The organism is Ferrovibrio terrae (assembly GCF_007197755.1).
In the GTDB taxonomy this organism is placed as follows: Bacteria; Pseudomonadota; Alphaproteobacteria; order Ferrovibrionales; family Ferrovibrionaceae; genus Ferrovibrio; species Ferrovibrio terrae.
Map to the genome: position 1 here is coordinate 382524 of NZ_CP041636.1, position 26385 is coordinate 408908.

The window sequence follows — 26385 nt, forward strand, 5'->3', positions numbered from 1 at the left end:
GAGACAGGCCATGCCGAGCTATACCGCCCCGATCAAGGACTTCCAGTTCGTGCTGCACGATGTACTGCAGATGGAAAAGATGAGCAACCAGCTGGGCTTCACCGATGCCAGCCGCGACGTCGTAGACGCCGTGCTGGAAGAAGGCGGCAAGTTCATGAGCGAGGTCACCGCGCCGCTGAACCGCGTCGGCGATCTCGAAGGCTGCAAGTGGGAGAATGGCGTGGTCACCACGCCGACCGGCTTCAAGGAAGCCTACGAGAAATATTGCGAGGCCGGCTGGGGCGCGCTGACGGCCGAGGAAAAGTACGGCGGCCAGGGCCTGCCGCATGTGCTCGGCATCGCCATGGCGGAAATCCAGTCCTCGGCCAACATGGCCTTTGCCATGTATCCCGGCCTGACCCATGGCGCCTATGAGGCGCTGCTGCGGCACGGCTCGGAAGAGCAGAAGGACAAGTATCTGCCCAACATGGCGTCCGGCAAATGGACTGGCACCATGAACCTGACCGAGCCGCATTGCGGCACGGATTTAGGCCTGATGCGCACCAAGGCCGAGCCGCAGGCGGATGGCAGCTACCTGATCACCGGCACCAAGATCTTCATCTCGGCCGGCGAACACGACATGGCCGAGAACATCATCCATCTGGTGCTGGCCAAGATTCCGGGCGGCCCGGAGGGCATCAAGGGCGTCAGCCTGTTCCTGGTGCCGAAATTCATGGTGAACGACGACGGCTCGCTCGGCGCCCGCAATGGCGTCAGCTGCGGCTCGATCGAACACAAGATGGGCATCCACGGCAATTCCACCTGCGTGCTGAATTACGACAATGCCAAGGGCTGGCTGGTCGGCCAGATGCACAAGGGCATGCAGGCGATGTTCGTGATGATGAACGCCGCCCGCCTCGGCGTCGGCGTGCAGGGCCTGAGCCAGGCCGAGGTCGCCTACCAGAATGCGCTGACCTATGCCAACGACCGCCTGCAGGGCCGCTCGATCACTGGCACCAAGGCGCCTGAGAAGCCGGCCGATCCGATCATCGTGCATCCGGATATCCGGCGCATGCTGATGACGATCAAGGCTTTCACCGAAGGCAGCCGCGCGCTGGCTTTGTGGACCGGCATCGAACTTGATATCGCCGCCAAACATCCCGATGAGCAGCGCCGCCAGGAAGCCGACGACCTCGTGGCCTTCCTCACCCCGATGGTGAAGGCCTATATGACCGATTACGGCTACCAGTGCGCCACCATGGCCCAGCAGGTCTATGGCGGTCACGGCTATATCGCCGAATGGGGCATGGAGCAGTTCGTGCGCGATGCGCGTATCGCCATGATCTATGAAGGCGCCAACGGCATTCAGGCACTCGATCTCGTCGGCCGCAAGCTGCCGACCGGCATCGGCCGCCTCGCCCGCCGCTTCTTCCATCCGGTCTCCGCCTTCATCGAAGACAAGATGATGGATCCCGGCATCGGCAAGGATTACGTCATGCCGCTGGCCAAGGCCTTTGCCCGCCTGCAGACCGCGACCGCGGTGGTGAGCGAGCGCGGCATGAAGAATCCGGACGAAGCCGGCGCGGCTTCGTGGGATTACCTCAATCTCTTCGCGCTGGTTGCGCTCGGCTTCATGTGGGCCCGCATGGCCGAAGTGGCCAAGCAGAAGCTGGCCGAAGGCGGCGGCGACAAGGACTTCTACGAGACCAAGCTGGTCACCGCCCGCTTCTTCATGGACCGCATGCTGCCCGATACGGCAGCTCAGCTGGCCAAGATCCAGGCCGGTGCGGAAAGCACCATGATGCTGAAGGCCGCCAATTTCTAACATCTAACCGCGCAGGACGCGGCCCAAGTCTGGACGGAGGAAGCGAATGACCGAATACGGCATCCCGCGCAGCATCTATGGCGAAGACCACCAGATGTTCCGCGAGGCAGCGCGCAAGTTCTACGAACGCGAGGTTGTCCCTCACCACGCCAAGTGGGAAGAGGATGGCGTGGTGCCGAAGGACGTCTGGCGCAAGGCCGGCGAAGCCGGCTTCCTCTGCGCCACCATGCCAGAGGAATACGGCGGCTCCGGCGTCGACCGGCTGTATTCGGCGATCCTGATGGAAGAACAGGCCTATACCGGCTGCACCGGTCCGGGCTTTTCGCTGCATTCCGATATCGTCGCGCCCTATATCCTCGCCTATGGCTCGGAAGAGCAGAAGAAGAAGTGGCTGCCCAAGATGGCCAGCGGCGAAGTGATCGGCGCGATCGCCATGACCGAACCCGGCGCCGGCTCCGACCTGCAGGGCGTCAAGACCACGGCCGTGCGCGACGGCAACGAATTCGTCATCAACGGCCAGAAGACCTTCATCACCAACGGCCAGAATGCCGACCTGGTTATCGTCGTGACCAAGACCGACCCCAAGCAGGGCGCCAAGGGCACCTCGCTGTTCCTGGTCGAAGCCGGCCGCGAGGGCTTCACCAAGGGCCGCAATCTCGAAAAGCTCGGCATGAAGGCGCAGGATACGTCGGAACTGTTCTTCTCCGATGTGCGCGTGCCGCCGGAGAACATGCTGGGCGGCGAAGGCCAGGGCTTCTTCTATTTGATGCAGGAACTGGCCTGGGAGCGCCTGCAGATCGCCATCATGGCGGTGGCTGGCTGCGAAGCCGCGCTGAAGTGGACCGTGGACTACACCCGCGAGCGCAAGGTCTTCGGCAAATCGGTGCTGGATTTCCAGAACACCAAGTTCGAACTGGCCGAACTGAAGACCGAGACGCAGATCGCCCGCGTCTTCGTCGACAAATGCATCGAGATGGTCGCCAACCACAAGCTGGACGTCGCCACCGCGGCGATGGCGAAATACTGGACCACTGACCTGCAGGGCAAGCTGCTCGACCGCTGCCTGCAGCTGTTCGGCGGCTACGGCTTCATGTGGGAATATCCGATCACCCGCGCCTATGCCGATGCCCGCGTGCAGCGCATCTATGGCGGCACCAACGAGATCATGAAGGAATTGATCAGCCGCACCCTGTAAGCGGGTTTGACTATCCGGGTATCCGGCGTAAACGACGAAAAAGGGAGAGAGACCATGACCGAAGCCTTCATCTATGACGCCGTGCGCACACCGCGCGGCAAGGGCCGCTCAAGCGGCGCGCTGCATGAAGTGACGCCGATGCGTCTGGCCACCACGGCGCTGGAAGCCGTGCGCGACCGCAACAATCTGGATACCTCTCTCGTTGACGACGTGGTGCTCGGCTGCGTGATGCCGGTGGGCGAACAGGGCGCCGATATCGCCCGCGTCGCCGTGATCCAGTCCGGCTATGCCGAAACCACCGCCGGCGTGCAGATCAACCGTTTCTGTGCTTCAGGGCTCGAAGCCTGCAACATGGCGGCCGCCCAGGTGATGTCCGGCCAGAGCCAGATGGCGATCGGCGGTGGCGTGGAAAGCATGAGCCGTGTGCCGATGGGGTCTGACGGCGGCGCCTGGGCGACCGATCCGGCCGTGGCGATTTCGACCTATTTCGTGCCGCAGGGCATCTCGGCCGACCTGATCGCCACCAAATACGGCTTCAGCCGCGATGATGTCGACTCCTACGCAGTCGAGAGCCAGAAGCGCGCCAAGCGCTCCTGGGATGAAGGCCGCTTCAAGAAGTCGATCATCCCGGTCAAGGACATCAACGGCCTGACCATCCTGGATCGCGACGAGCATCTGCGGCCCGAGACCACGATGCAGACGCTGGCCTCGCTCGATCCGTCCTTCGCGGTGATGGGCGAGCAGTTCGGTTTCGACTCGGTCGCCACCCAGCGCTATCCAGACGTCGAGCGTATCGAGCATGTGCATCATGCCGGCAATAGCTCAGGGATCGTCGACGGCGCCGCCGCCGTGCTGATCGGCAACAAGGAAGCCGGCCAGAAGACTGGTTTGAAGCCGCGCGCCCGCATCCGCAGCTTCGCCTCCATCGGCTCGGAGCCGACCATCATGCTGACCGGTCCGAGCTTTGCCGCCGAAAAGGCGCTGAAGCTGGCCGGCATGACGGCGTCGGATATCGACCTCTTCGAGCTGAACGAGGCCTTTGCCTCGGTGGTGCTGCGCTTCATGCAGGCGCTGAACATCCCGCATGACAAGATCAACGTGAACGGCGGCGCCATTGCGCTGGGCCATCCGCTGGGTGCGACCGGCGCGATGATCCTGGGCACCATGGTCGACGAGCTGGAGCGCACCGGCAAGAGCACCGCGCTGGTTACGCTCTGCGTCGGCGCCGGCATGGGCACCGCCACCATCATCGAGCGCGTCTAAGCGCCACACATATAGATATCGGGTAGGAAAATGATCGATTACACCGTTGATGGCGACGGCGTCGCCTCCATCGTCTGGAATGTGGCCGACCGGCCGATGAACGTGATGAACAATGAAAGCGTCGGTGCGTTCCGCGACGCCGTCTACAAGGCGATTGGCGACAAGGCCGTGAAGGGCGTGATCGTCACCTCGGCGAAGAACGACTTCGTCGCTGGCGCCGACCTGGTCAACCTGCTGAAGGAATCCAAGGACCCGGCCAAGGCGCTGCAGAACAGCTTCAACCTGCAGAAGCTGTTCCGCGATATCGAAAAGGCCGGCAAACCCTTCGTCGCCGCGATGAACGGCACGGCGCTGGGTGGCGGCTATGAAATCTGCCTGTCCTGCCACCGCCGCATCGCCGCCGACAACCCGAAGGCCCTGATCGGTCTGCCGGAAGCCACCATCGGCTTGCTGCCAGGTGCCGGCGGCACGCAGCGTTTGCCGCGCCTGATTGGCGTGTCCAAGGCCCTGCCGATGATGCTGGAAGGCAAGAAGGTCGATCCCAAGGCCGCTCTGGCATTGGGGATGGTCGATGAAGTCGTCGCGCCGGCCGACCTGCTCAAGCGTGCCAAGGAATGGATCCTGGGCGACGGCCAGACCGGCCATGTGAAGCCCTGGGACCAGAAGGGTTTCCGCGTGCCTGAAGCCGCCAACACGCCGCGCGGCGCGCAGGTCTTCACCGCCGGCAATGCCATGCTGCGCGCCAAGACGCAGGGTAACTATCCGAACGCCCAGTACATCATGTCCTGCGTGTACGAGGGCATGCTGGTCGACATCGATACCGGCCTGAAGATCGAAAGCCGCTATTTCGTCGCCTGCACGCAGTCGAAGGAAGCGCGCAACATGATCCGCTCGCTGTTCTTCTCGATCGGTGAGGCCAACAAGCTGGCCAACCGTCCGAAGAACGTGCCGACCCAGACCTATACCAGGGTCGGCATCCTCGGCGCCGGCATGATGGGCGCGGGCATCGCCTGGTCGGCTTCTGCCGCCGGCCTGCAGGTCGTTCTGCTGGATTCGACGCAGGAGTCGGCGGACAAGGGCAAGGCCTACAGCGCTGCGCTACTCGACAAACGCATCAAGTCCAAGCGCGGCACCGAAGCCGACAAGGAGAAACAGCTCGGCCTGATCAAGGCGACGACGTCGTATGACGACCTCAAGGGCTGCGAACTGATCATCGAGGCGGTGTTCGAGGATCGCAACATCAAGGCCGATGTGACCAGGAAGGCCGAGGCGCAGATCGCCGCCGATGCCATCTTCGCCTCCAATACCTCGACGCTGCCGATCAGCGGGCTGGCCGAAGCCAGCAGCCGGCCGGCCAACTTCATCGGCCTGCATTTCTTCTCGCCGGTCGACAAGATGCCGCTGGTCGAGATCATCCGCGGCAAGCAGACCTCGGACGAGACGCTGGCGCGCGCCATGGACTTCGTGAAGAAGATCCGCAAGACGCCGATCGTGGTGAATGACAGCCGTGGCTTCTACACCAGCCGCGTGTTCGCGACTTACGTGACCGAAGGTCTGACCATGCTGGCCGAAGGCGTGCATCCGGCGATCATCGAGAATGCTGGCAAGATGGCCGGCATGCCGGTGGGTCCGCTGGCGCTGGCCGACGAAGTGTCGATGGAGCTGATGCATCGCGTCCGTCAGCAGACCAGGAAAGACCTCGGCGACGCCTACAAGACGGATGGCTCGGAGCCGGTGCTGCAGGCGATGGTCGAGAAACTCGGTCGCATCGGCAAGAAAGCCGGCAAGGGCTTCTACGAGTATCCCGCCGACGGCAAGAAGAAGCTGTGGGGCGAGCTGTCCAGGCACTTCCCGGTCAAGCCGGAAGCCGAACAGCCCGACGTTCAGGATGTGGTCAAGCGGCTGGTCTATATCCAGTCGGTCGAGACCGCGCGCTGCCTGGAAGAAAAGGTCGTGATCGACGTGCGCGATGCCGATGTCGGCTCGATCATGGGCTGGGGATTCCCGCCCTTCCGTGGCGGCACGGTCAGCAACATCGACACCGTGGGCGTACAGCCCTTCGTGACCGAATGCGATGCGCTGGCGCAGAAGCATGGTGCGCGCTTCACGCCGCCCAAGCTGCTGCGCGACATGGCGGCGGGCGGTAAGAGCTTCTATGCCATCTGAAGCGTCCAACCCTGAATGAGAAAGGGCCGGGTTTCCCCGGCCCTTTTTTGTTGGTTCAGATCGCCGACGGCCGGTCAGTCGGCCGGCGCCGGCACCTCGCCCTCGCTGGCGCTCTCGGCATCCGGCTCGAACAGCGTGGTGCCGCCGCCTTGGCCGCCACTCTCCAGGGCACCGGCCGGCGTTTCACCGCCACCGCCGTATAGTTGCTCAGGCAGCCAGAGTGCGATCTCGGGGAAGACATACAGCAGCACCATCGCCACCAGCACCATGCCGACGAAGGGATAGATGCCCTTGAAAATATCCTCGATCGACAGCGATTTTGGCGCCACGCCCTTGCAGTAGAAGGCCGCCATCGCCACCGGTGGGGTGAGGAACGACGTCTGCAGGTTCAGTGCCACCAGGATGCCGAAGAACAGCGGATCGACGCCGTAATGCTGCAGCAGCGGCAGGAAGATCGGCACGAAGATGATGATGATCTCGGTCCATTCCAGCGGCCAGCCCAGCAGGAAGATGATGAACTGGGCCAGGATCATGAACTGCGTGCCGGACAGATCGAGATAGTCGATCAGCTGGCGCACCACTTCATGGCCATTGAGATAGGCAAACACCGCCGAGAAGGTGGCCGAGCCGACAAACAGCCAGCAAACCATCGCCGCCGACCGCGCGGTCAGGTAGACCGATTCGGTCAGCTTGGCGAAGCTGAAGCTGCGATAGGCAATCGCCAGCACGATAGCACCGGCCGCACCCACGGCTGCGGCTTCGGTCGGCGTCGCCAGACCGAACAGGATGGCGCCCAGCACGGTGAAGATCAGTGCCGCCAGCGGCAGGAAGGACGTAGCCAGCGCCCAGAGCACCTTTGGCAGCGGTACATCCAGGATTTCCTTCGGCGGCTTGGGCGCCAGTGCCGGATTGGCGATGGCGCGGAAGACCACATATGAGACATACAGGCCGGCCAGCATCAGGCCGGGCAGGAAGGCGCCGGCATAAAGCTTGACCACCGACACGCCGGCCGTGGCGCCGTAGAGAATCAGCAGCACGCTGGGCGGGATCAGGATGCCGAGACAGCCGCCGGCGCAGACCACACCGGCCGCCAGTTTCGGATCGTAGCCGGCGCGCAGCATGGCTGGCAAAGCCAGCAGGCTCATCAGCGTTACCACCGCACCGACGATGCCGGTGGCCGTGGCGAACAGCGCGCAGGTCAGCAGCGTGGCGATCGCCAGCGAGCCGGGCAGGTTTTTCGCCGCCAGTTCGATACTCAGGAACAATCGGTCGAGGATATTGGCGCGCTCGACGATGTAGCCCATGAACAGGAACAGCGGCACCGAGATCAGTACGTCATTGGCCATGACACTGAAGGTGCGCTGCACGAAGAGTTCAAAGATGTGGTTGCCCATGGCGTAGTAGCCGAAGCCAACGCCGATGGCCATGAGGGTGAAGGCGATGGGGAACCCGAAACCGATGACGAACAGGAACACCACCAGCATCAGGATGCCAACCTGGGGATCAGTCATCACGCCTTCTCCCCGTTAGCACCTTCGGTGCTGTACTGCTTCTGCAACACCTGCTCCAGCTCCTCGACGTCGCCCAGCCGTGGCGGCCAGTTCCCATGTTTGATGCAATAGATACAGCGCAAGACCTCGGCGATGCCCTGCGCGATCAGCATGGCGCCGGCAATCGGGATGATGGTCTTGAACGGATAGATGATCGGGCCGGCCGGCGTGAACAGGCTGCGTTCCTTCACCGACCAGGAATAGGCGGCATAATCCCAGCCGACATAGAACATCGTGACGATGCCGGGGAAGAAGAACAGGAAATACAGAACCAGGTCCGACTTGGCCTGCGTGCTCGGCTTCCAGCTGCGGTAGATCCAGTCACCGCGCACATGACCGTTGCGCGCCAGCGTATAGGCGCCGGCCATCATGAACAGAGTGCCATAGAGGATATAGGCGGCGTCGAACGCCCACTCGGTCGGGGCGCCCAGCACATAGCGGGCGAAGACCTCGTAACTCGTGGCTGCCGTCAGCAGCAGAATGCACCAGCCGAAGGCCTTGCCGAGCCAGGTGTTGATCGTGTCGATCCAGAAAACCAGACGATTATCCATGCGCGTCCCTGTTCCGCGTATTTATATGTTGTTTACGCAAGTCCCACTTAAACGACGGGAACCGCCGGTCTCCCGGCGGTTCCCGCAAACACTCTGAGTGTTTTCGCCTTAGCCCTTGCGATTGAAGAAATGGTTGTAGGCCATTTCCTTGCTCGGGTTGTTCAGCAGTTCGTAGCGCACCGTACGGCGCACCCAGTCCTGTTGCGACTTGATGACCTTCGCGAAGAAGGCTTCCTCGTTCTGCGCCTTCAGCACCACGTCCCAGGCCTTCAGCTGCGCTTCCTGCACCGCGCGCGGCGTGCGGAAGACGCGGACCTTGTCCTTGGCCTGCATCTCGGCCAGATCCTTCGAATAGCGGTCGAGCGCTTTCCACGACATGTCGGCGGAAGACGCCTCGGCAGCGTATTTCAGGATCTGCTTCTGCTCGGCCGGCAGGGCATCATACTTGGTCTTGTTGAACAGGATTTCGAACATCTCGGCTGCCTGGTGATAGCTCTGCAGCATGTAGACCTTCGAAACGTCCGGGAAGCCCAGCACGCGGTCGGACGACGGGTTGTTGAATTCCGCGCCGTCCAGCAGGCCACGATCCATCGCCGGAACGATTTCACCGCCGGCCACGATGGTGACGGCTGCGCCCATTTCCTTGAACACATCGGCCGAAAGACCGACCGTGCGGTACTTCATGCCCTTCAGGTCGTCAGCTGTCTTGATTTCCTTCTTGAACCAGCCGAGCGGCTGAGCCGGCATCGGACCCGACATGAAGCCGACCAGGTTGAGCTTCAGGATGTCGTGCATCAGCTCGTTGTAGAACTTGTAGCCGCCACCGTAGTTCATCCAGGCCATCACGCCGTTGGCGTCCCAGCCGAACGGCGGCACAGTGCCGAACAGCGAAAAGGCCTTGTGCTTGCCATACCAGTAGGCCGACACGCCATGGCCGGCATCCAGCACGCCGCTATGCACGGCATCCTGCATGCCGAAGGCGGGCACCACCGAACCGGCGGCCAGCACATCGAGCTTCAGGCGGCCGCCCGACAGCTCGTTGACGCGGGTGGCGAAGTCGGTGGCCATCTCGTGGAAGATGTCCTTGGTCGGCCAGGTCGACTGATACTTCAGGGTCACCGTCTGGGCGCGCGACACCTGCGGCATCGCCACGGTGGCAACGGCAGCGGCACCGGCAACGCCGGCCCCGCGCAGGAACTGGCGACGCCCGGACGTCTTGGACGCAATGGGGGTGTCTTTACGCTCGGTCATTATATCCTCCCAGGGATGTTTCGCCGGTTTCCGGCTATGTTTTGAATCGAAAATGTAAAATTCGAGCGCCGCCATCATTGGTCGTATACGTTGTGCGGAGCAAGCGGAATTTTATCCGGAAGTTACGCCCCGCATTGCACAATTTCGTGCACGGGCGCGCAAAGTCGCGGTTTGGCGCGTACGAACCAATTTGACGGGACGGACCATTTGGCCTCAGACTTAAGTCCAATAAGAAAATACTCGGAGGATCGCCATGACACCGCCCGCCGCTGCGCTCAAGCCCAATGCGCTTAAGTCTGGGGCCGATATCCGCACACAGGTGAGTGCCGAAGAATGGCAGGTCCGCACCGACCTGGCCGCAGCCTATCGCCTGGTGGCACATTACGACTGGGATGACCTGATTTTCACGCATATTTCCGCCCGCGTGCCGGGACCGGACGAGCATTTCCTGATCAATCCCTATGGCTGGATGTTCCACGAGATCACTGCTTCGTCGCTGGTGAAGGTAGACCTTGAGGGTAATATCGTCTCGCCCACCGACAACATCATCAATCCGGCCGGCTTCACCATCCATTCCGCCATCCATGCGGCGCGCCACGATGTCGGCTGCGTGATTCATTTGCATACAAGCGATGGCATCGCCGTTTCGGCCCAGGCCGACGGGCTGCTGCCCTTGAGCCAGACCGCGATGATCGCGCTGAGCATGCTGAGCTACCACGAATACGAAGGCATCGCGCTCAATCTGGACGAGCGCGAGCGGCTGGTCGCCGATCTCGGCATGAACAACCTGATGATCCTGCGCCAGCATGGCACGCTGGCCTGCGGCAAAACCGTCGCCTCGGCCTTCCTCAATATCCATCTGCTCGAGCGCGCCTGTCAGGCGCAGATCAAGACGCTGGCCGGCGGCACGAAACTGCACCCCACGCCGGTCGGCGTGCCGGAACTGGTGAAGGCGCAGGTGCGCGGCTCGAAGATTGATGTCAGCGGACTGGCCTGGGGCGGCCTGCTGCGCATGCTGGATGCGAAGGACGCGTCTTATAAGTCCTGAATGCGCTCCAGCAGCGCATCGACATCTGCGGCAGTGTGATACAGGCCGAAGCCGATGCGCAGGCGCGTGCCGCGATAATCGGTCACGACCTTCCGCGCCGCCAGCCGCTGCTGCACGACTGCGGCATTCTCAAGCTCGAAGGTGAGGAAGTTGCCGCGCGGCTGATCCTGCGGCACCACCAGCTGCGCGGCTGTCAGCGGACCCACCGGCAATGCCGCCGTGAAGCGATCCTGCAGGGCGCGCACATGCGCATGAATCATCGCCACGGTCACGCCGTCGCGCTCCAGCCAGTCCTGCACCGCGTTGAAGCGATACAGCCCGGACGGATCGAAGGTCGAGCCCATGAAGCGCCAGCCGGTCTCGGCATAGGCCGTGCGGCTGTCCTGCGCCGCCGACAGCGCGCCGAAAGCGGCATACCAGCCGGTATTGCGCGGCCGCTCGCCCCAGCCCGGCGGGCAATGCATGAAGGCCGCCCCCTCGCCTGCCATGGCGTATTTGTAGCCGCCGGCAATGTAGAAGGCGCGCGACGCCAGCCTCGACCAGTCGACCGGCCGCGCCATGAAGGCGTGATAGCCATCGACCGCCAGCATGGCTTCGCCGGCCGCAGCTGCGATCCCGCTGAAATCCTCCACGGCGAAACCGGAATTGAAAAAGACCTGACTGACAAAGATCAGGTCGAAACCGCCAGCTTTGGCAGCCGCGGCAAAGCGCGCCGCGAATGTATCGAAGGGCGCGACCGGAATCCGCGTCGCCTGCACCAGGCCGTCTTCCTCCATGCGCGCAACCTGCCGCGCGAAGGAATGGAATTCGCTGTCGCTGGTCAGCAGCCGGATCGGCTGGCCGGCCGGAAAGCAGGACAGCAGCCGCGTCACCAGTTCATGCGTGTTGGGCGCGAAGACCACGCTTTCCGGATCGGGCAGATTGAGCTGCCGCGCGACATGGCCCTGCGCCCCGGGCAGCACCGCACCCAGCACATGCCCCCATTTGCCGTCGATCAGCTTTGCGGCGTCTTCCCAGGCCTGCTGCTGCCCGGCCTGGCTGGCATCGGGCCAGCAGGAATGGCTGTGCGCGGCAAAATGCAGCCGGTCAGGCTCACTGGTGAGAAAACGCGAGAACTGCCGTTTCAGATCGAGGATCGTCATGCTGTTTGCTCTGCCGGGCGGTCGTGATACTTTAGATTTAAAGCATCGCCGGGAGCAAGCCCATGACGACCGACGGCATCCAGACCGATTTCTCCGACCGCATGAGCTATGGCGATTATCTGCGGCTCGACACCCTGCTGTCGGCGCAGCAGCCGCTGTCGGGCGAGCAGGACGAGCTGCTGTTCATCACCATCCACCAGGTCCAGGAATTGTGGATGAAGCTGCTGAACAGCGAACTCGATATGGCGATCCGCCATATCCGGGCCGATGAGCTGGGCCCCAGCTTCAAATGCCTGTCGCGCGTGTCGCGCATCCAGGTCCAGCTGATCCAGGCCTGGGATGTGCTGAGCACCATGACGCCGGCGGATTACCTGCGCTTCCGCCCCTCGCTGGGGTCGTCGTCGGGTTTCCAGTCCTGGCAGTATCGCCAGATCGAATTCAAGCTCGGTGCCAAGAACCCGCTGATGCTGAAACCGCACAAACACCGCCCCGACATCTACGAACCGCTGGAGGCCGCCTTCAACGCGCCGAGCCTGTATGACGAGGCCCTGCGCCTGCTGGCGCGTCGCGGCCTGCCCGTCCCGGCCGATATCCTGCAACGCGACGTAACGGCGCCGCACCAGGCCGACAGCCGCGTGGAAGACGTCTGGGGGCTGATCTATCGCGAGTCCGAAACCCATTTCGATCTCTACGAACTGGCCGAGGAACTGGTCGATGTGGAAGACAGCTTCCAGCAGTGGCGCTTCCGCCACATGAAGACGGTGGAACGCATTATCGGCATGCGGCAGGGCACCGGCGGCAGCGCCGGCGTGGCCTACCTGCGGCAGGCGCTGGAACGCAGTTTCTTCCCGGAATTGTGGTCAGTGCGGACCAAGCTCTAATACGCCGTGAACAGCACCATGAACGCCGACACCGTGATGGTGGCGATCACGGTGGTCACCAGGATCGTCGAGGACGCCCGCTGCACATAGGTGTTCTGCTGCGTGGCGAGGATGTAGACATTCGCCGCGGTCGGCATCGAGGCCTGGATCACCGCCACCGCCGTGAGGAAAGCATCCAGCTTCAGCACATAGGCCGCCAGCATCCAGACCACGAGCGGATGAATCGCCAGCTTGCCGATAGCGGCCAGCGACACCTGCTCCAGGCCCTCTGAAATCGGTCTTCCGACCAGCGTGAGGCCGAGTGCGAACAGGGCGCAGGGCGCCGAGGCATTGGCCAGCAGGTTGAGCAGGGTTTCCACCGGCGTGAGCAGGTTCAGGCCCGTCAGGCCCCAGAGCAGGCCGGCAAAGGTCGAGATGATCAGCGGATTGCGCGACATGCCGATGGCGACGCGCTTGAAGATTGCCGGCAGCGACGCATTGCCGCCATTCGAGCCTTCGATCAGTGCCGTGGTCAGCGGAATCAGCAGCACATGGTCGAACACGATGATCAGCACGGCCGGCAGCACGGCGGCATCGCCGAACAGGGTCACCAGAATCGGTAGCCCCATGAAGCCGACATTGCCGAAGCTGGAGGACATGCCCTGCACGGCGCGTTCGCCCCAGTTGATGGCGAACAGCAGGCGGCTGAGCCCCACCGTGAAGGCATAGGCAATCAGGCCGCCGCCGCTGTAGGCGGCGACGAATTTCCAGTCGAAGGCCTCGAACACCGGCGCCTGCGCCATCTTGATGAACAGCATGGCCGGCAGGGCGAACCAGATCACGAAGGCATTCAGGCCAAGATAGGCCTGCGCCGTGATGATGCGGGTCCAGCCGGCGGCATAGCCGATAAAGATCAGCCCGAAGAATGGCAGCGAGACGTTGAGCAGCGTTCCCATGGCCGGCAGTCAGCCACAAACGCCGTCCCCGCGAAAGCGGGGACCCGAAAGATTTATGGGTTATCCACGCTCATTCCGCCGGCTGCGCCTGCACCAGCCGCTTGGAAAACGCCGCGCGCACCATCTCGGGCATCACGATCGACTTGCGGGCCTTGAGGTCGAACAGCACGGCCACCACCTCGGCGCGCGCCACCGGCTGGTTTGTGTTGCTGTCGAGCATGAAATGGAAAAAGCGCCAGGTCTTTTCCCGCAGTTCCAGCATGCCGGTGCGGGCGTAATAGGCATCGCCGATCCGCAGCGGCTGGAAATAGTCGATGGTGTAATCCAGTGCCGCCGAGCCGATGTTATGCTCGCGCATCTTGTCGGCCGTCAGGTCGCCGCCGGCCAGCATATTGCCCGCCGCCTGCGAGAAGCAGCCCATGTAGAAACGCGTCGCCATGCGGCCGGTCTCTTCCGCCTCCCAGCGGTCGACGCCGCCGCGCGCGGTCTCATACATGCCGGCTACCGGCGCATCCGGCACCGGCACGCCGCCATGCGGCGCGGGCGGCGGCGGCGCTTTCAGCAGCACAGCCAGCGCATCGGCAGCCGTACATACGTCGGCCGGCAGGGCCAGCGGGCCAGTGCCATCCAGGCGATCCAGGATCACTTCCGCTTCACAGGTGGCAGACAGTGTGTTCGTCTCGGCCTCGTAAAGTTCGTGATACAGGAACAGCCGGTCAGCGGCGACCTCGCGGATACCGCTGCGCGCCCGCAGCACGGCGCCTTCGTGATTCTCACGCTTGAACTGGATGCGGTGCTTCAGCGGGCGCACGGCCACCTTGTCGGCCTGACGCCGCGTCGGACCATAGCCCAGCGCCAGCAACAGCTGCTTCTCGGCCTCGGCGAAGCGCGAGAGATAGAACTGCACGTTCAGATGCCCCATGCGGTCGCATTCCCAGGGCTGCACCGGCGAACGCCCCGTGGGCACAAAGCCATCCTCGACCGGGGGGATCGCCACCTGCTGCGCCGGCGCGGCAGCATCGACACGCACGGTTTTGAAGCCCTCTTCCAGATCGGCCGGCAGCGGCACGGACTTGCGCTGCACCAGATCGAAACACAGCGCCAGCACATCAGCCTGCATGCAGAGCGCGCCGGTCTCGGCATTGTAGACGCGATGATGGAACTTGATCTTCTTGCCTTCGGCCAGCGTGACGCCGCTTTCCATGCGGATCAGGTCGCCTGCATGCAGCTCGGAGACGAAGCGCGTCTCGGCATTCACTGCGGCGATGCCGAGCTTCAGTTCCTTGAAGGCCTTCTGTCCGAAATTGGCCGCCAGCATCACGCTGGCTGCCGCATCGCTGATGCGCGCGGTGTAGAACTGCACGTTCATATGGCCGTACTGATCGCATTCCCAGGCGGCGACCGAGCCGCGGAAGGTTTCGCGGAAATTGCTCAAGGTAAAGTCTCTCTGGATGAAGCTGTGGAGTGGAGCGGCCTATGTTCGCGCCTCAGCGCACAGTGCGCAACCGTTCGCGCCTCAGGCGCGACCACGCAATCTTTGAACCAGCGCCTCGACATGACGACGCACCACCGCCTCGCCGGTATCGCCGAGGATTTTCAGTCGCCCGGTGGTTTCCAGCATCAGCGCCCCGCCGGTGGCTGCCGCAAGGGAAACCGTTTCCGCCCGCAGGTTTTCCGCTTCCACCGGAGCGATGTGGCGCATGGCATCGCTCAGCACTGTGTAGCACTGGATCAGACGGCCGTTGAGCAGACGATCCAGTTCAGGCGTCAGGCCAGTCGGCTGGAAGCCCTGCCCCAGATAAAGCCCGAGATAGAGGTCATCGGGGCGTTGACGGTAGAAGTCATAAAACGCCAGCGCGCCCGCCATCAGCTGCTCATGTGCTACCGCTTTGGCGACGGCATCGCGCAGGTGCTTCTGCAGCTCGGCGAGCGAACCTGCCAGCAGTTCGGCATAGAGCGCCTCTTTCGCCGGATAATGCAGATAGACCGTGCCGACGGCGATTCCGGCTTCGGTGGCGATGGCGCGCAAGGTCGCGCCATCCAGGCCGTCGCGGGCGAAAATCTTGCGCGCCGCCTGCAGGATCGCCTCGCGCTTGAAGGCGCGGACGGCCTCGCGCCGGCCAGCCTTCTTATCGACGGCCTTTTTCTCGATGACCTCAGCGGGCATTTTTCCACGCCAGCGGATCGCCGCCATCGCGTTCCTTCACGGCGGCCTTGAAGCCGACCTGCTCGCAGCGCGCCTTGAAGGCGACGCCCTCGGGTGAATGCCGGGTGATGCCATCGAACAGCGTCGCCAGCGTCTGCGTCGAATTCAGCCCCATATTGTCATAGGCCTGATTCACCATCAGCTTCTGCATCATCAGCTGATTCTTCGGCACGCTGGCAATGCGCGCCACCAGTGCCTCGACATGGGCATCCAGCTGGTCGGCCGGCACGGTATCGATCACCAAGCCGTAGTCTTTTGCTGTCTTGCCGTCGATCAGGTCGCCGGTCAGGAGCATGCGCTTGGCCTTCTCGGCGCCCAGGCGATAGACCCACATCGCCGTGGTCGGACAGCCCCAGATGCGCGCCGGCGGATAGCCGATCTTGGCATCCTCGGCCATCACGACGAGGTCGCAGCACAGCGCGATGTCGCTGCCGCCCGCCACCGCATAGCCGTGGATCTTGGCCACCACGGGCTTGAGCGAACGCCACAGGCTGAAGAAGCAGTCGGTGGAATGCCGCATCCACTGGTAATCAACCAGCGGGTCCCAGGGCATGTCCTGGCTGCCCTTCACCGGGCGCGGCGCCTCGGCATACTCCTTCAGGTCGTAGCCGGCGCAGAAGGCGCGCCCCGCCCCGCTCAGCAGGATCACATGCACATTGTCGTCCTGGTTGGCGCGCTCGACGGCGGCGCGCAGCAGGTCCGGCGTGGTTTCGTGGATGGCGTTGAGATGCTCGGGCCGGTTCAGCGTGATGCGGGCGATGCGGCCATCGCGTTCATAGAGTACGAAAGGCTCTGACTCGGACATGGCTTCCTCCTGCTTCGGAGAAAACCTTATCATTGTTCATAAAAATGAACAACGTTCATAAATCGAGCTCGCGATAGCGCGCCCCAGACAGCGGATTGTCGTAATAAGGCGGGATATCGCGAAATCCCAAAGTGTCGTAGATGCGGTTGGCCGCCACCATCGAGGGGAAGGTATCCAGCCGGATGGCGCGGTAGCCGAAGCGGCGGGCCTCGGCCAGGACGGCATCGGTCAGCGCGCGGCCGAAATTATGGCCCCTCCCCGCGGGGTCGATATAAAGCCGCTTCATCTCGGCGATGCCATCATTCAGACCGCGCAGGCCGACCACACCGACGGCGTCGCCATTCACCTTGGCCAGCAGCAGGGCGCCGCGTGAACCCGCCGCGTATTTACCGGGCAGACCGGCCAGTTCCTCGTCGAACCCCTGGAAGCAGAGGCTGAAATCCAGCGACTGCGCATAGGCCTGGAAAAGCCGGCGTACCTCGGCGATGTCGTCGGGGGTGCGAGCGGCGGTGATGGAAAGCGCGGGGGCTGAGTTGGTCATGCCCCATCAGAAAAGAAAAGGGCGCGGCACACAACAGGGATTGATGCCGCGCCCGGCCGGCTTGCGCCGGCCTTCCGGCGGTTATCGGGGCAACCGCCGAAACGAAATCCGGTCCTTCATCACAGCGTGACGGTGCCCTCCAGGAAGGGCTTGCAGCTGCCGGCCATGAAGACGCGCTCGCCCTTCAGCCTGCAGTACAGCGTGCCGCCGCGTTTCGAGGCCTGGTAGGCCACGATCTCGCTTTTGCCGAGCCGTTTGGCCCAGTAAGGCACGATGGTGCAGTGGGCCGAGCCGGTAACAGGATCTTCCGGAATGCCCTTGGCCGGCGCGAAAAAGCGCGAGACGCAGTCGATGCCCGGCCGGTCGCCCGGCGCCGTCACCATCACCGCGAACTTGTCGATCTCCATCAGCCCGTTCATGTCGGGCTTCAGCGCACGTACGGTGGCGGCATTGTCGTAGACCAGCAGATAGTCGCGCGCGCCCAGGATCTCGGCGGGCTCGGCGCCCAGCGCCTCGATCAGGCCGGCGCAGGGCTGTACGCGCTGTGCAGGCCGCGCCGGGAAATCCAGCATCAGCCGGCCGCTCTCGCCCTGCTGCGTCACCGTCAGCGTCCCGCTCTTGGTGAAGAAATCGACGCGGTCGCGGCCGCGCTCAAGCTTGTTGAACAGCACCCAGGCCGAAGCCAGCGTGGCATGACCGCAGAGATCGATTTCGACTTCCGGCGTGAACCAGCGCAGCCCGAAGCCGTCTTCGCCCAGCCCGCCCTTCTGCGGCACGAAGAATGCCGTCTCGGCCAGATTGTTCTCGGCTGCCAGCGCCTGCATGGTCGCATCCGGCAACCAGCTGTCCAGCGGCATCACGGCAGCAGGATTGCCCTTGAACACTGCATCGGCGAAGGCATCGACCTGATAAAGCGGCAGTTGCATGGCGGGCCTCAGAGATAGAGCAGCACGGCTGACAGCAGCGTCAGACCGGCCATGGTGAAATTGAAAATGGTGCGCGCACGCGCATCGTTCAGGAAGCGCCCGATGCCGACGCCGAACAGCGCCCAGAGCGACACGCAGGGCAGGTTGATGACGGTGAAGATCAGCGCGATCAGCGCAACTTCCATGCCGTAATGGCCACCCGGCGTGGTGAAGGCGGCAACGGCGCCGACAGCCATCATCCAGGCTTTCGGATTGACATACTGGAACAGCGCAGCCTCGTGAAACCTCATCGGCCGCATCTCGGCCCGGCTTTCGATGCTGCCGGCGCGCGCCAGCTGCCAGGCGAGCCAGACCAGATACAGCGCGCCCACGGCTTTCAGGCCCTGATGCAGCCAGTCGCTGGCGAGAATCACTGCGCCGAGGCCGACACCCGTGACGAGGATGAGCGAAAGAAATCCGGCGCTGATGCCCAGCATATGCGGCACGCTGCGGCGGAACCCGAAATTGGCGCCAGACGCCGTCAGCAGGATGTTGTTGGGGCCGGGCGTGATCGAGGTGACCACGGCGAAGAGCGCGAGCGGCAGCAGCAGGAAGGTTTCGGCTTGCAAGGGCATGTCGCGTTCTTTCAGGAGGGTATCCGGCGTCGGTGCATCTGATGCGCACACGACGCCGGCAGCCGGGGGGCTTAAACCCTCATGCGTTATCGAAGCCAGACCGGCTTGCGGCTCAACTCGGCTTCCACATCGGCACGGGTGAGGCCGACGTCTTTCAGAATCTCCTGCGGCAGGCCAGCCAGTTCAGCCCGCTCACGGGCCTGGCGCTGCCAGTCGAGCAGCGTGAGCACCATGGTCGTCGCGCCCTTGGCGCTGACAGTCACAGTGCGGTCGATGACCCGGCCGATCGTGCTGCCCGCGCGTTCGACCGGGCCAATACCATAAGGCCGGTCGATTGTATCGATACAATTATTCATAACACCCCTCCAATATCTGGGAAGATTTTCATGATTGAACCCGCTCAATGCGAGCAATTGGATAATTGATTGACTCTCTCATGGGGTCAATGGCAATATTGTCACCATGACAATGTGGATCCCCAATCTCGAAGCATTTCCTGGCCCGCGCTACCAGGCGCTCGCCACGGCGATCGAAACCGCTATCCAGACGGGCGAACTGCCGGTCGGCGCCAAGCTGCCGCCGCAACGCAATCTCGCCTGGAAGCTCGGCGTCACCGTCGGCACGGTCAGCCGCGGCTACATGCTGGCCGAACAGAAGGGCCTGCTGTCCGGCGAAGTCGGACGCGGCACTTTCGTAAAGCCCTTTGACGGCCTGAGCACCACGGCCGGCTTCCGCAGCGAGATCGTCGCGCCGCAGGGCGAGATTGCGCGGCTGGGCACGCCGGGCGTGATCGAACTGTCGCGCAACGAGCCCAGCCTGCCCGATTTCGAAGAGATCATGCGCAATTCGCTGCAGCGCCTCTCCATGCGCGGCGGGCTGCAGAACCTGCTCGGCTACAGCCGCACGCTGGGCGATCCGGCGCATCGCGCCGCTGCCGCCGCCTGGATCGGCCGCGTCGGCCTGTCGGTGACGCCGGAGCAGGTGATCGCCACCGCCGGCGCGCAGCAGGCGCTCGCCATCGTGATGACGGCGATGACAATGCCGAACGAAGTGATGCTGGTCGAATCTCTCACCTATGGCGGCGTGCACGAGAATGCGCAGCAACGCCCGATCCGGCTCGAAGCCGTGGCGATGGACGATGAAGGCATGCGACCCGATGCGCTGGCCGAAGCCGCGAAGCGCACCGGCAGCCGGCTGGTCTTGATACAGCCCACCATCCATAACCCAACGACCGTGATGATGACCGCCGACCGTCGCAATGCGATCATCGCGGTGGCGCGCAAGCACGACCTCACCATCATCGAGGACGATGTCTACGGCTTCCTGATCAAGGACCGGCCGCTGCCGATCGCCGCACTGGCGCCGGAACGCACCATCTACATCACCAGCGCCTCGAAATGCATGGCACCGGGCCTGCGCGTCGGCTGGATCGCCGCGCCGCCGGTGCTGGTCGAACGCTTTGCCGATGCGCTGCATGCAGTCGCGGTCAACAATCCGCGGCTGAACCAGGAAATCGTGCGGCAGTGGATCGAGGACGGCACGGCGGCGATGCTGGTCGATCGCCTGCGCGAGGAAGCCGCGATCCGCAATGTGATGGCGAACGAGGCTTTCGACGGCCTGACGCTGCGCAGCAATCCGGCCAGCCTGCATTGCTATCTGGAACTGCCCAATCCGTGGCGACCCAACGAATTCACCAACCAGGCACTGGGCCAGGGCGTGCGCATCGCCAGTTGCACGTCTTTCCTGCTCGACAGTCGCCCGAATCCGCCGCCGTGGGTGCGGGTGTCGCTGGCCCCCTCGCCTGATCGTTCGGAAGTGGCCGATGGCCTGCGGCGCCTGCGCAACCTGATCGAACGCGGCCCGGAAGCGCGGCATGCGGTTGTCTAGCGGCGCATAGCGCCGCACGGGCGGTCGTCTTATAAAGGCGCTGTGCAGATCCTGCTTTATATCGCTCCGATCATCCTGGTGATCGGACTTGTCGCCACTGGCCGCGTCCCGCTGGTGCGCGCCAGCCTCGCCGGCCTGGTCGCCACAGTCCCGGCCGTGATCGTCGCGCTCCATGGCGAGCGCGACCTGGTGAGCTTCTTCTTCGTCGAAAGCCTGAAAGGTGCCTGGCTGGCCTGGCATGCCATCGCCGTGACGCTGGCCGGCCTGACCGTGCATCATGTGATCCAGGCCGCCGCCCCCGAGCGCCAGACCGAGGCGACAGAGGCTGCGCCGGTATCGCCGCATCGCCGCGCCTTCTTCCTCAGCTTCATTGCCTCAGGCCTGATCGAATGCGCCATCGGCTTCGGCGTCGGCTTCGCGCTCGCCATTCACGGCCTGCGCCGGCTGGGTGTAGCGCCATTGCCGGCGATTGCGGTGGGTCTGTTGAGCCAGATGCTGGTGCCCTGGGGCGGGTTGGGCATCGGCACCACCATCGGCGCGGCGCTGGGGCATCTGCCGCTGCAGCAGTTCGGCCTCTACAGCGCCAGCCTGATGCCGCCCTTCGTCGTTGTGCTGCTCGGCTGGTTCTGGTGGTGGTCGCATCGGCTCGGGCTCGGCCTGAGCGCGAAGAACATGGCGCTCGATCTGGTCTGGACCTGCGCGATGTTCGGCCTGCTCTGGCTTGGCAACCGCTTCGCGTCCGTCGATACCGCCGGACTCATTGCCACCGCGCCGCTGGTGGCGCTTGGCTGGCTGCTGGATCGCAACCGGCCGCCGCTCAAGACGATGCTGCGCGTCACCCTGCCCTATCTGCTGCTGATCGGCGTGCTGCTGTCGACGCGGCTGATCACGCCGCTGTCGCAGCTGCTGCAGAGCGTGGCCATCATGCGGCCGTTCGATGACATGCCGGCGTTTCCCTGGGCCTACCAGGCCGGCGTCATGCTGCTGCTGACGGCGATCGCCTATGGCGCGCTGACGCTCAAACCCCGCCAGACCGGCGGCATTCTCCGGCAGACCTGGGCGGCCGGACGCATTGCCGTGGCCACCACGCTGATCTTCCTGGTGATGGCGCGGCTGATGGCCGCCAGCGGCATTCCCGCCGAACTGGCGCAGGCCTGGCAGGGTTTTGCCGGCAGCCATGCGCTGCTGGCGACGCCGTTGTTCGCCGCCGTCGCCGGCGGATTGACGGGCAGCAACACCGCGTCGAACAGCCTGATGCTGCCGCTGCAGGCAGCCCTTGCAGGTTCCGCCGGCGCCAATGTCATGTGGGTCAGCGCCTTACAGAACGTGACCGGCAGCCTGTTCACCACCTTTTTCCCCGGCAAGGTGGCGATGGCCTGCGCTTTCGCTGGCATCGCCGGCGGCGAGCGGCATGTCTACCGCTATGTCGTGCTGCTGATGCCGGTGCTGCTGATCACCGCCGTGCTGCTTACGCTTTTCCTGTGACCGTATGCGCGTGATTGAGCGGGCCATGGCCGTGGCCGAAGCCCGGCGCGGTCTCGATCGCCTTGCGCACATAAGATCTCGCCTGCGCCACCGCATCGCGTAACGAAAGCCCGAAGGCCAGGCCCGTCGCAATCGCCGAGGCCAGCGTGCAGCCGGTGCCATGCGTGGAGGTCGTGTCGATGCGAGTATCGGAATAGCGCTGCGCGCCGCGCGAATCGCGCAGGAGATCGACCAGCGCATCGCCCGGCAGATGACCGCCCTTGAGCAAAACAGCCTGCGGCCCGAGCTGCAGCAGGCGCTCGCTGGCCGGCGCCATATCCGCTTCGACCGCGACCTTCATCCCGGACAGCACTTCGGCCTCGGGCAGGTTCGGCGTGATCACTGTCGCGCGCGGAATCAGCTTCGTGCGCAGCGCCTCGGCGGCCGAGGGCTGCAGCAGCGAGGCGCCGCCCTTTGCCACCATCACCGGATCGACCACCAGTGGCACATCGGGCGCGTATTTTTCCAGCGCCTCGACCACCGCCTCGATGATGTCGGCGCGATGCAGCATGCCGGTCTTGATCGCATCGGCGCCGATGTCTTCGAGCACCACGCGCAATTGAAGCGCGATGAACTCAGCCGGCACTTCATGGATCGCATGCACCGTGCGGGTATCCTGCGCGGTGAGCGCCGTGATCGCGGTCATGGCATAGCCGCCGAGCGCGGTGACGGTTTTAATATCGGCCTGGATGCCGGCGCCGCCGCCGGAATCCGATCCGGCGATAATCAGAACGCGGCCCTGTTTGGCGGCGGAACCCGCAGCGCTCACGCGGCCTGCTCCAGCGCGGTGACGATATCGGCCACCACGGTCTGCACCAGCATCTCGTCCTCGCCTTCCGCCATCACGCGGATCAGCGGCTCGGTGCCGGAGGGACGAATGACGATACGCCCGGCCTTGCCGAGCTTTTTCTCGGCGGCATCGATGGCCTGCTGCACCTTGGGCGCGTCGAGCGGCTTGCCGCCGGCATGGCGCACGTTGCGCAAAAGCTGCGGATAGGGCGCGAAGCGGCGGCAGAACTGGCTCGCCTTCTGGCCGGATTCGCACAGCGCGCCCAGCACCTGCAACGCCGCCACGATGCCGTCGCCGGTGGTGGCGAAATCCGACAGGATGATATGGCCGGATTGCTCGCCGCCGAGATTGTAGCCCTCGTTGCGCATCGCCTCGAGCACATAGCGGTCGCCGACCTTGGTGCGGATCAGCTCGACGCCGATGCTCTGCACGAAACGCTCAAGCCCCAGATTCGACATCACGGTGGCAACGAGGCCATTCTTTTCCAGCCGTCCCTGGCGCAGCCAGCTTTCGGCGATCACCGCCATCAGCTGGTCGCCGTCGATCACCTGGCCGCGCTCGTCCACCATCACCAGGCGGTCGGCATCGCCATCCAGCGCCACGCCGACATGGGCGCCATGCGCCACCACGGCTTCCTGCAAGGCGGTCGGATGCGTCGAGCCGCAGTCGCGGTTGATGTTGAAACCGTCCGGCTTCACGCCGATCGGAATCACTTCGGCTTCGAGTTCCCACAGCACGGCGGGCGCGGCCTTGTAGGCGGCGCCGTTGGCGCAGTCGACCACCACTTTCAGGCCCGCCAGCGTGCGGCCCTTGGGCAGCGTCGCCTTGGCGAATTCGACATAGCGGCCGAGCGCATCGTCCAGCCGGCGCGCGCGACCGAGCTTGTCGGCGGCGGCCAGCGCGGGTTCGGCATCGCCCAGGATCATGCCTTCGATCTCAGTCTCGGCCTCATCCGACAGCTTGTAGCCATCGGGGCCGAACAGCTTGATGCCGTTGTCGTGGAAGGGATTGTGCGAGGCCGAGATCATCACGCCGAGATCGCAGCGCAGTGCGCGCGTCAGCATGGCGACGGCCGGCGTCGGCATCGGGCCGACCTGGAACACATCCATGCCGACGGCGGTGAAGCCGGCCACCAGCGCGGGTTCGAGCATGTAACCCGACAGCCGCGTATCCTTGCCGATCAGCACGCGATGGCGATGATCGCCGCGCGTGAAATACGCGCCGGCGGCCATGCCGACTTTCAGCGCGGTGGAGGCGGTCATCGGCTCGGTATTGGCCAGGCCGCGAATGCCGTCGGTGCCGAAGAATTTGCGGGTCATGCGAATCGGTCTCGTTGACTGTCTGTGGCGCGGGACTATGCCACAGAAAGCGGCAAAACGGCAGAGTCCGCGTGCTGTTACGACTTGTTACATTCACGCGGATTCATTGAACTTTTCAGCCTCCAGCCCGCCGCGCGACATCGCCTGCCACACATCGAGCGCCTGCATGGTCTCAGGAACATCATGCACGCGCAGGATCTTCGCGCCCTGCTGCGCCGCCCAGAGTGCTGCCGCAATCGAGCCGGGCAGACGCCGTTGCGCATCGGCCTCGCGCGCAATGGCGCCGATGAAGCTCTTGCGCGACACCCCGACCAGCAGCGGATAGCCCAGCAGGCGGAAAGCCTGCAAGCGCTGCAGCAGGGCGAGATTGTGATCCACCGTCTTGCCGAAACCGATGCCGGGATCGATCAGGATGCGGTCGCGCGGCAGCCCGGCGGCGCGGCAGGCGGCAATGCGCCCGGCGAGATAGTCGCGCACCTCGGCGGTGACATCGGCATACTGCGGCGCCTGCTGCATGCTGCCGGGCTGGCCCTGCATATGCATCAGCACGACGGGTAATCCCGTGCGCAGCACCGCATCAAGACTGCCCTCGCCTTCCAGCGCGGAAATGTCGTTGATCAGATGCGCGCCGGCCACGGCGGCGGCGCGCATGGTGCCGGCATTGCGCGTGTCGACCGAGAGCAGGGTCTGCGGCAGGTCATGGCGCAGCGCCTCGATCACCGGCACCAGGCGATGGATCTCCTGCTGGAACGAGACCGGGGCTGCGCCCGGCCGGGTCGATTCCGCGCCAAGGTCAATAATGTCGGCGCCGGCCGCGGCCTGTGCCTTCGCCTGGGCAATCGCCGCCGCCGTGTCGCCTTTCAGGCCATCGCCCGAGAAACTGTCGTCGGTGACATTGACGATGCCCATCACCAGCGGGCGGCCAGTCTGCTCGGCGTCGCGCAACAATGTATGCAGCCGCTCGACCGCTGCATGGGGTCTGCCAGGGGCGTTCGTGGCGGTTCGTTTTGCGTCGCTGGTGTTCGCTGGCATTCGTGGCGCTTCGCTGGTGTTCGTGGCGGTTCGTGGGTGTTCGCGGGCGTTCATGGCGGTTCGCGGGCGTTCGTGACGGTTCGCGTTAACCGATTTTTCCACCTCCGCGCGCAGCCGTACAGGGCAGCGGGGCCGGCAATCACCATCGCCCCAGCCCAGACAGCGCATGCAAGGATATGCAGTTCAAGGGTGGACGGAGTCCGCCATGAATGTTCCTATCATGTTCTGGTTCAAAAAGCAAGCTTGGCAAGTCAGCAAAGGACGGGGCAGGCTGTCGCCCTCGCCCCGCCTTTCCATTGCCCGGAGTCGCTGCCATGACCCTCGATTTCCTGCTGATCGCGCTGATCGTCGTCGCCACGCCGGGCACCGGCATGATCTACACGGTGGCCGCCGGGCTGACGCGCGGGGCCAGGGCCAGCGTGGTGGCGGCCTTTGGCTGCACGCTCGGCATCGTGCCGCATATGATCGCCGCGATCACCGGCCTGGCGGCGCTGCTGCACACGAGTGCGCTGCTGTTCGACGCGGTAAAATATGCCGGCGTGGCCTATCTGCTGTGGATGGCCTGGATGACCTGGCATGACCGCGGCTCCTTGAGCCTCACCGGCAAGGGGCCGCAGCGCCAATCCTTCCTGCAGGTGACGGTGGAAGCCATCGTGATCAACCTGCTCAATCCGAAACTGTCGATCTTTTTCTTCGCCTTCCTGCCGCAGTTCATCGCCACCGATGCGCCCGACGCCCTGCCACGCATGCTGGAAATGAGCGGCGTGTTCATGGCGATGACGTTTGCTGTCTTTGCAGTCTACGGACTCTTTGCAGCAGCCGTGCGCGACCATGTGCTGAGCCGGCCGCAGGTGATGCTGTGGCTGCGCCGCACCTTTGCGGCGGCGTTTGTCGCGCTCGGCGCGAAGCTGGCGCTGACAGAGCGGTGAGTAGAAGTCACTAAGGTAAGGGGCAA

Annotated in this window: 24 protein-coding genes; 9 read left to right on the top strand and 15 right to left on the bottom strand. The window is 64.1% G+C overall.

The features are described 5' to 3' along the window. Positions 1-10: 10 nt before the first annotated feature. The 4 genes from FNB15_RS01795 to FNB15_RS01810 are packed head-to-tail and all read left to right on the top strand — an operon-like array spanning position 11 to position 6428. Positions 11-1804: an acyl-CoA dehydrogenase C-terminal domain-containing protein gene (locus tag FNB15_RS01795; protein ID WP_144067068.1), complete on the top strand. Its 1794-nt coding sequence runs from the start codon at positions 11-13 to the stop codon at positions 1802-1804. A gap of 46 nt (positions 1805-1850) precedes the next feature. Next, positions 1851-2999: an acyl-CoA dehydrogenase family protein gene (locus FNB15_RS01800; RefSeq protein ID WP_144067069.1), complete on the top strand. Its 1149-nt coding sequence runs from the start codon at positions 1851-1853 to the stop codon at positions 2997-2999. Positions 3000-3053: 54 nt separating this feature from the next. Continuing rightward, a complete protein-coding gene (locus tag FNB15_RS01805) occupies positions 3054-4262 on the top strand; it encodes an acetyl-CoA C-acetyltransferase (protein WP_144067070.1) in 1209 nt (402 codons plus the stop codon). A gap of 30 nt (positions 4263-4292) precedes the next feature. Continuing rightward, positions 4293-6428 (top strand): 3-hydroxyacyl-CoA dehydrogenase NAD-binding domain-containing protein, encoded by a 2136-nt coding sequence (locus tag FNB15_RS01810; protein WP_144067071.1) that lies wholly within the window; start codon positions 4293-4295, stop codon positions 6426-6428. Positions 6429-6502: 74 nt separating this feature from the next. On the opposite strand, the gene FNB15_RS01815 is transcribed toward FNB15_RS01810, so the two are convergent. The 3 genes from FNB15_RS01815 to FNB15_RS01825 all read right to left on the bottom strand — a co-directional run bounded on the left by FNB15_RS01815 (position 6503) and on the right by FNB15_RS01825 (position 9780). Beyond that, positions 6503-7939, bottom strand: coding sequence for a TRAP transporter large permease (locus FNB15_RS01815; protein WP_144067072.1), 1437 nt, complete (start codon positions 7937-7939; stop codon positions 6503-6505). Continuing rightward, the gene (locus FNB15_RS01820; protein ID WP_144067073.1) at positions 7939-8529 is read right to left on the bottom strand and encodes a TRAP transporter small permease subunit; all 591 of its coding nucleotides are present in this window, start codon (positions 8527-8529) and stop codon (positions 7939-7941) included. Before FNB15_RS01820 ends, FNB15_RS01815 begins: the two co-directional genes overlap by 1 nt. Before the next feature lie 108 nt (positions 8530-8637). Beyond that, entirely contained in the window at positions 8638-9780 is a 1143-nt protein-coding gene (locus tag FNB15_RS01825) for a TRAP transporter substrate-binding protein (RefSeq protein WP_144067074.1), read from the bottom strand. 253 nt (positions 9781-10033) lie between these two features. Here FNB15_RS01825 and FNB15_RS01830 point away from each other — a divergent pair, with 253 nt between their 5' ends. Then, positions 10034-10828: a class II aldolase/adducin family protein gene (locus FNB15_RS01830; RefSeq protein WP_144067075.1), complete on the top strand. Its 795-nt coding sequence runs from the start codon at positions 10034-10036 to the stop codon at positions 10826-10828. On the opposite strand, the gene FNB15_RS01835 is transcribed toward FNB15_RS01830, so the two are convergent. Next, positions 10816-11970 (bottom strand): aminotransferase class V-fold PLP-dependent enzyme, encoded by a 1155-nt coding sequence (locus tag FNB15_RS01835; RefSeq protein WP_144067076.1) that lies wholly within the window; start codon positions 11968-11970, stop codon positions 10816-10818. The genes FNB15_RS01830 and FNB15_RS01835 overlap by 13 nt on opposite strands. Before the next feature lie 62 nt (positions 11971-12032). Here FNB15_RS01835 and kynA point away from each other — a divergent pair, with 62 nt between their 5' ends. Continuing rightward, entirely contained in the window at positions 12033-12851 is an 819-nt protein-coding gene (gene kynA / locus FNB15_RS01840) for a tryptophan 2,3-dioxygenase (RefSeq protein WP_144067077.1), read from the top strand. Here kynA and FNB15_RS01845 read toward each other — a convergent pair. The 8 genes from FNB15_RS01845 to FNB15_RS21035 form a co-directional block, all read right to left on the bottom strand. Next, positions 12848-13786, bottom strand: a complete 939-nt coding sequence (locus FNB15_RS01845) for an AEC family transporter (RefSeq protein WP_144067078.1) — start codon at positions 13784-13786, stop codon at positions 12848-12850. The genes kynA and FNB15_RS01845 overlap by 4 nt on opposite strands. Positions 13787-13856: 70 nt before the next feature. Then, entirely contained in the window at positions 13857-15221 is a 1365-nt protein-coding gene (locus FNB15_RS01850; RefSeq protein ID WP_144067079.1) for a thioesterase family protein, read from the bottom strand. 81 nt (positions 15222-15302) lie between these two features. Further along, the gene (locus tag FNB15_RS01855) at positions 15303-15953 is read right to left on the bottom strand and encodes a TetR/AcrR family transcriptional regulator (protein ID WP_185973676.1); all 651 of its coding nucleotides are present in this window, start codon (positions 15951-15953) and stop codon (positions 15303-15305) included. Next, the gene (locus tag FNB15_RS01860; protein WP_144067081.1) at positions 15943-16797 is read right to left on the bottom strand and encodes a crotonase/enoyl-CoA hydratase family protein; all 855 of its coding nucleotides are present in this window, start codon (positions 16795-16797) and stop codon (positions 15943-15945) included. Before FNB15_RS01860 ends, FNB15_RS01855 begins: the two co-directional genes overlap by 11 nt. Before the next feature lie 55 nt (positions 16798-16852). Then, positions 16853-17338 carry a GNAT family N-acetyltransferase gene (locus FNB15_RS01865; RefSeq protein WP_144067082.1) on the bottom strand — a complete coding sequence of 162 codons (486 nt, stop codon included), beginning with the start codon at positions 17336-17338 and terminating at the stop codon, positions 16853-16855. A gap of 119 nt (positions 17339-17457) precedes the next feature. Next, complete coding sequence (locus FNB15_RS01870; protein ID WP_144067083.1) at positions 17458-18264, bottom strand: PhzF family phenazine biosynthesis protein; 807 nt, start codon at positions 18262-18264, stop codon at positions 17458-17460. A gap of 8 nt (positions 18265-18272) precedes the next feature. Further along, positions 18273-18878, bottom strand: coding sequence for a LysE family translocator (locus tag FNB15_RS01875; protein ID WP_144067084.1), 606 nt, complete (start codon positions 18876-18878; stop codon positions 18273-18275). Positions 18879-18964: 86 nt separating this feature from the next. Continuing rightward, positions 18965-19234, bottom strand: a complete 270-nt coding sequence (locus FNB15_RS21035; RefSeq protein ID WP_221932722.1) for a DUF1127 domain-containing protein — start codon at positions 19232-19234, stop codon at positions 18965-18967. A 106-nt stretch (positions 19235-19340) separates the two neighbouring features. On the opposite strand from FNB15_RS21035, the gene FNB15_RS01885 reads away from it, so the two are divergent. Together FNB15_RS01885 and FNB15_RS01890 are read left to right on the top strand one after the other, a co-directional pair. Continuing rightward, complete coding sequence (locus tag FNB15_RS01885) at positions 19341-20765, top strand: aminotransferase-like domain-containing protein (RefSeq protein WP_144067085.1); 1425 nt, start codon at positions 19341-19343, stop codon at positions 20763-20765. Positions 20766-20807: 42 nt separating this feature from the next. Further along, positions 20808-22250 carry an L-lactate permease gene (locus FNB15_RS01890; RefSeq protein WP_144067086.1) on the top strand — a complete coding sequence of 481 codons (1443 nt, stop codon included), beginning with the start codon at positions 20808-20810 and terminating at the stop codon, positions 22248-22250. Here FNB15_RS01890 and thiD read toward each other — a convergent pair. The 3 genes from thiD to folP form a co-directional block, all read right to left on the bottom strand. Further along, positions 22234-23058, bottom strand: a complete 825-nt coding sequence (thiD, locus tag FNB15_RS01895; protein WP_144067087.1) for a bifunctional hydroxymethylpyrimidine kinase/phosphomethylpyrimidine kinase — start codon at positions 23056-23058, stop codon at positions 22234-22236. The two genes, FNB15_RS01890 and thiD, sit on opposite strands and share 17 nt — an antisense overlap. Further along, positions 23055-24398: a phosphoglucosamine mutase gene (gene glmM / locus FNB15_RS01900; RefSeq protein ID WP_144067088.1), complete on the bottom strand. Its 1344-nt coding sequence runs from the start codon at positions 24396-24398 to the stop codon at positions 23055-23057. The genes thiD and glmM overlap by 4 nt, the downstream gene beginning before the upstream one ends. Positions 24399-24491: 93 nt before the next feature. Continuing rightward, the gene (gene folP / locus FNB15_RS01905) at positions 24492-25346 is read right to left on the bottom strand and encodes a dihydropteroate synthase (RefSeq protein WP_221932723.1); all 855 of its coding nucleotides are present in this window, start codon (positions 25344-25346) and stop codon (positions 24492-24494) included. 398 nt (positions 25347-25744) lie between these two features. Between folP and FNB15_RS01910 the strand changes: the two genes are divergently transcribed. Further along, positions 25745-26359 carry a LysE family translocator gene (locus tag FNB15_RS01910; protein ID WP_144067090.1) on the top strand — a complete coding sequence of 205 codons (615 nt, stop codon included), beginning with the start codon at positions 25745-25747 and terminating at the stop codon, positions 26357-26359. The last annotated feature ends 26 nt before the right edge of the window (positions 26360-26385 follow it).

Excerpts from the sequence above, each read along its gene's own strand:
- FNB15_RS01825 (WP_144067074.1), bottom strand. The coding sequence starts at position 9,780 with ATGACCGAGCGTAAAGACACCCCCATTGCGTCCAAGACGTCCGGGCGT.
- FNB15_RS01795 (WP_144067068.1), top strand. The coding sequence starts at position 11 with ATGCCGAGCTATACCGCCCCGATCAAGGACTTCCAGTTCGTGCTGCAC.
- FNB15_RS01910 (WP_144067090.1), top strand. The coding sequence starts at position 25,745 with ATGACCCTCGATTTCCTGCTGATCGCGCTGATCGTCGTCGCCACGCCG.
- FNB15_RS01810 (WP_144067071.1), top strand. The coding sequence starts at position 4,293 with ATGATCGATTACACCGTTGATGGCGACGGCGTCGCCTCCATCGTCTGG.
- FNB15_RS01860 (WP_144067081.1), bottom strand. The coding sequence starts at position 16,797 with ATGTCCGAGTCAGAGCCTTTCGTACTCTATGAACGCGATGGCCGCATC.
- FNB15_RS01885 (WP_144067085.1), top strand. The coding sequence starts at position 19,341 with ATGACAATGTGGATCCCCAATCTCGAAGCATTTCCTGGCCCGCGCTAC.
- FNB15_RS01815 (WP_144067072.1), bottom strand. The coding sequence starts at position 7,939 with ATGACTGATCCCCAGGTTGGCATCCTGATGCTGGTGGTGTTCCTGTTC.
- FNB15_RS01875 (WP_144067084.1), bottom strand. The coding sequence starts at position 18,878 with ATGCCCTTGCAAGCCGAAACCTTCCTGCTGCTGCCGCTCGCGCTCTTC.
- kynA (WP_144067077.1), top strand. The coding sequence starts at position 12,033 with ATGACGACCGACGGCATCCAGACCGATTTCTCCGACCGCATGAGCTAT.
- FNB15_RS01800 (WP_144067069.1), top strand. The coding sequence starts at position 1,851 with ATGACCGAATACGGCATCCCGCGCAGCATCTATGGCGAAGACCACCAG.
- glmM (WP_144067088.1), bottom strand. The coding sequence starts at position 24,398 with ATGACCCGCAAATTCTTCGGCACCGACGGCATTCGCGGCCTGGCCAAT.
- FNB15_RS01865 (WP_144067082.1), bottom strand. The coding sequence starts at position 17,338 with ATGACCAACTCAGCCCCCGCGCTTTCCATCACCGCCGCTCGCACCCCC.
- FNB15_RS21035 (WP_221932722.1), bottom strand. The coding sequence starts at position 19,234 with ATGAATAATTGTATCGATACAATCGACCGGCCTTATGGTATTGGCCCG.
- FNB15_RS01855 (WP_185973676.1), bottom strand. The coding sequence starts at position 15,953 with ATGCCCGCTGAGGTCATCGAGAAAAAGGCCGTCGATAAGAAGGCTGGC.
- FNB15_RS01835 (WP_144067076.1), bottom strand. The coding sequence starts at position 11,970 with ATGACGATCCTCGATCTGAAACGGCAGTTCTCGCGTTTTCTCACCAGT.
- FNB15_RS01845 (WP_144067078.1), bottom strand. The coding sequence starts at position 13,786 with ATGGGAACGCTGCTCAACGTCTCGCTGCCATTCTTCGGGCTGATCTTT.
- FNB15_RS01830 (WP_144067075.1), top strand. The coding sequence starts at position 10,034 with ATGACACCGCCCGCCGCTGCGCTCAAGCCCAATGCGCTTAAGTCTGGG.
- FNB15_RS01820 (WP_144067073.1), bottom strand. The coding sequence starts at position 8,529 with ATGGATAATCGTCTGGTTTTCTGGATCGACACGATCAACACCTGGCTC.
- FNB15_RS01870 (WP_144067083.1), bottom strand. The coding sequence starts at position 18,264 with ATGCAACTGCCGCTTTATCAGGTCGATGCCTTCGCCGATGCAGTGTTC.
- FNB15_RS01805 (WP_144067070.1), top strand. The coding sequence starts at position 3,054 with ATGACCGAAGCCTTCATCTATGACGCCGTGCGCACACCGCGCGGCAAG.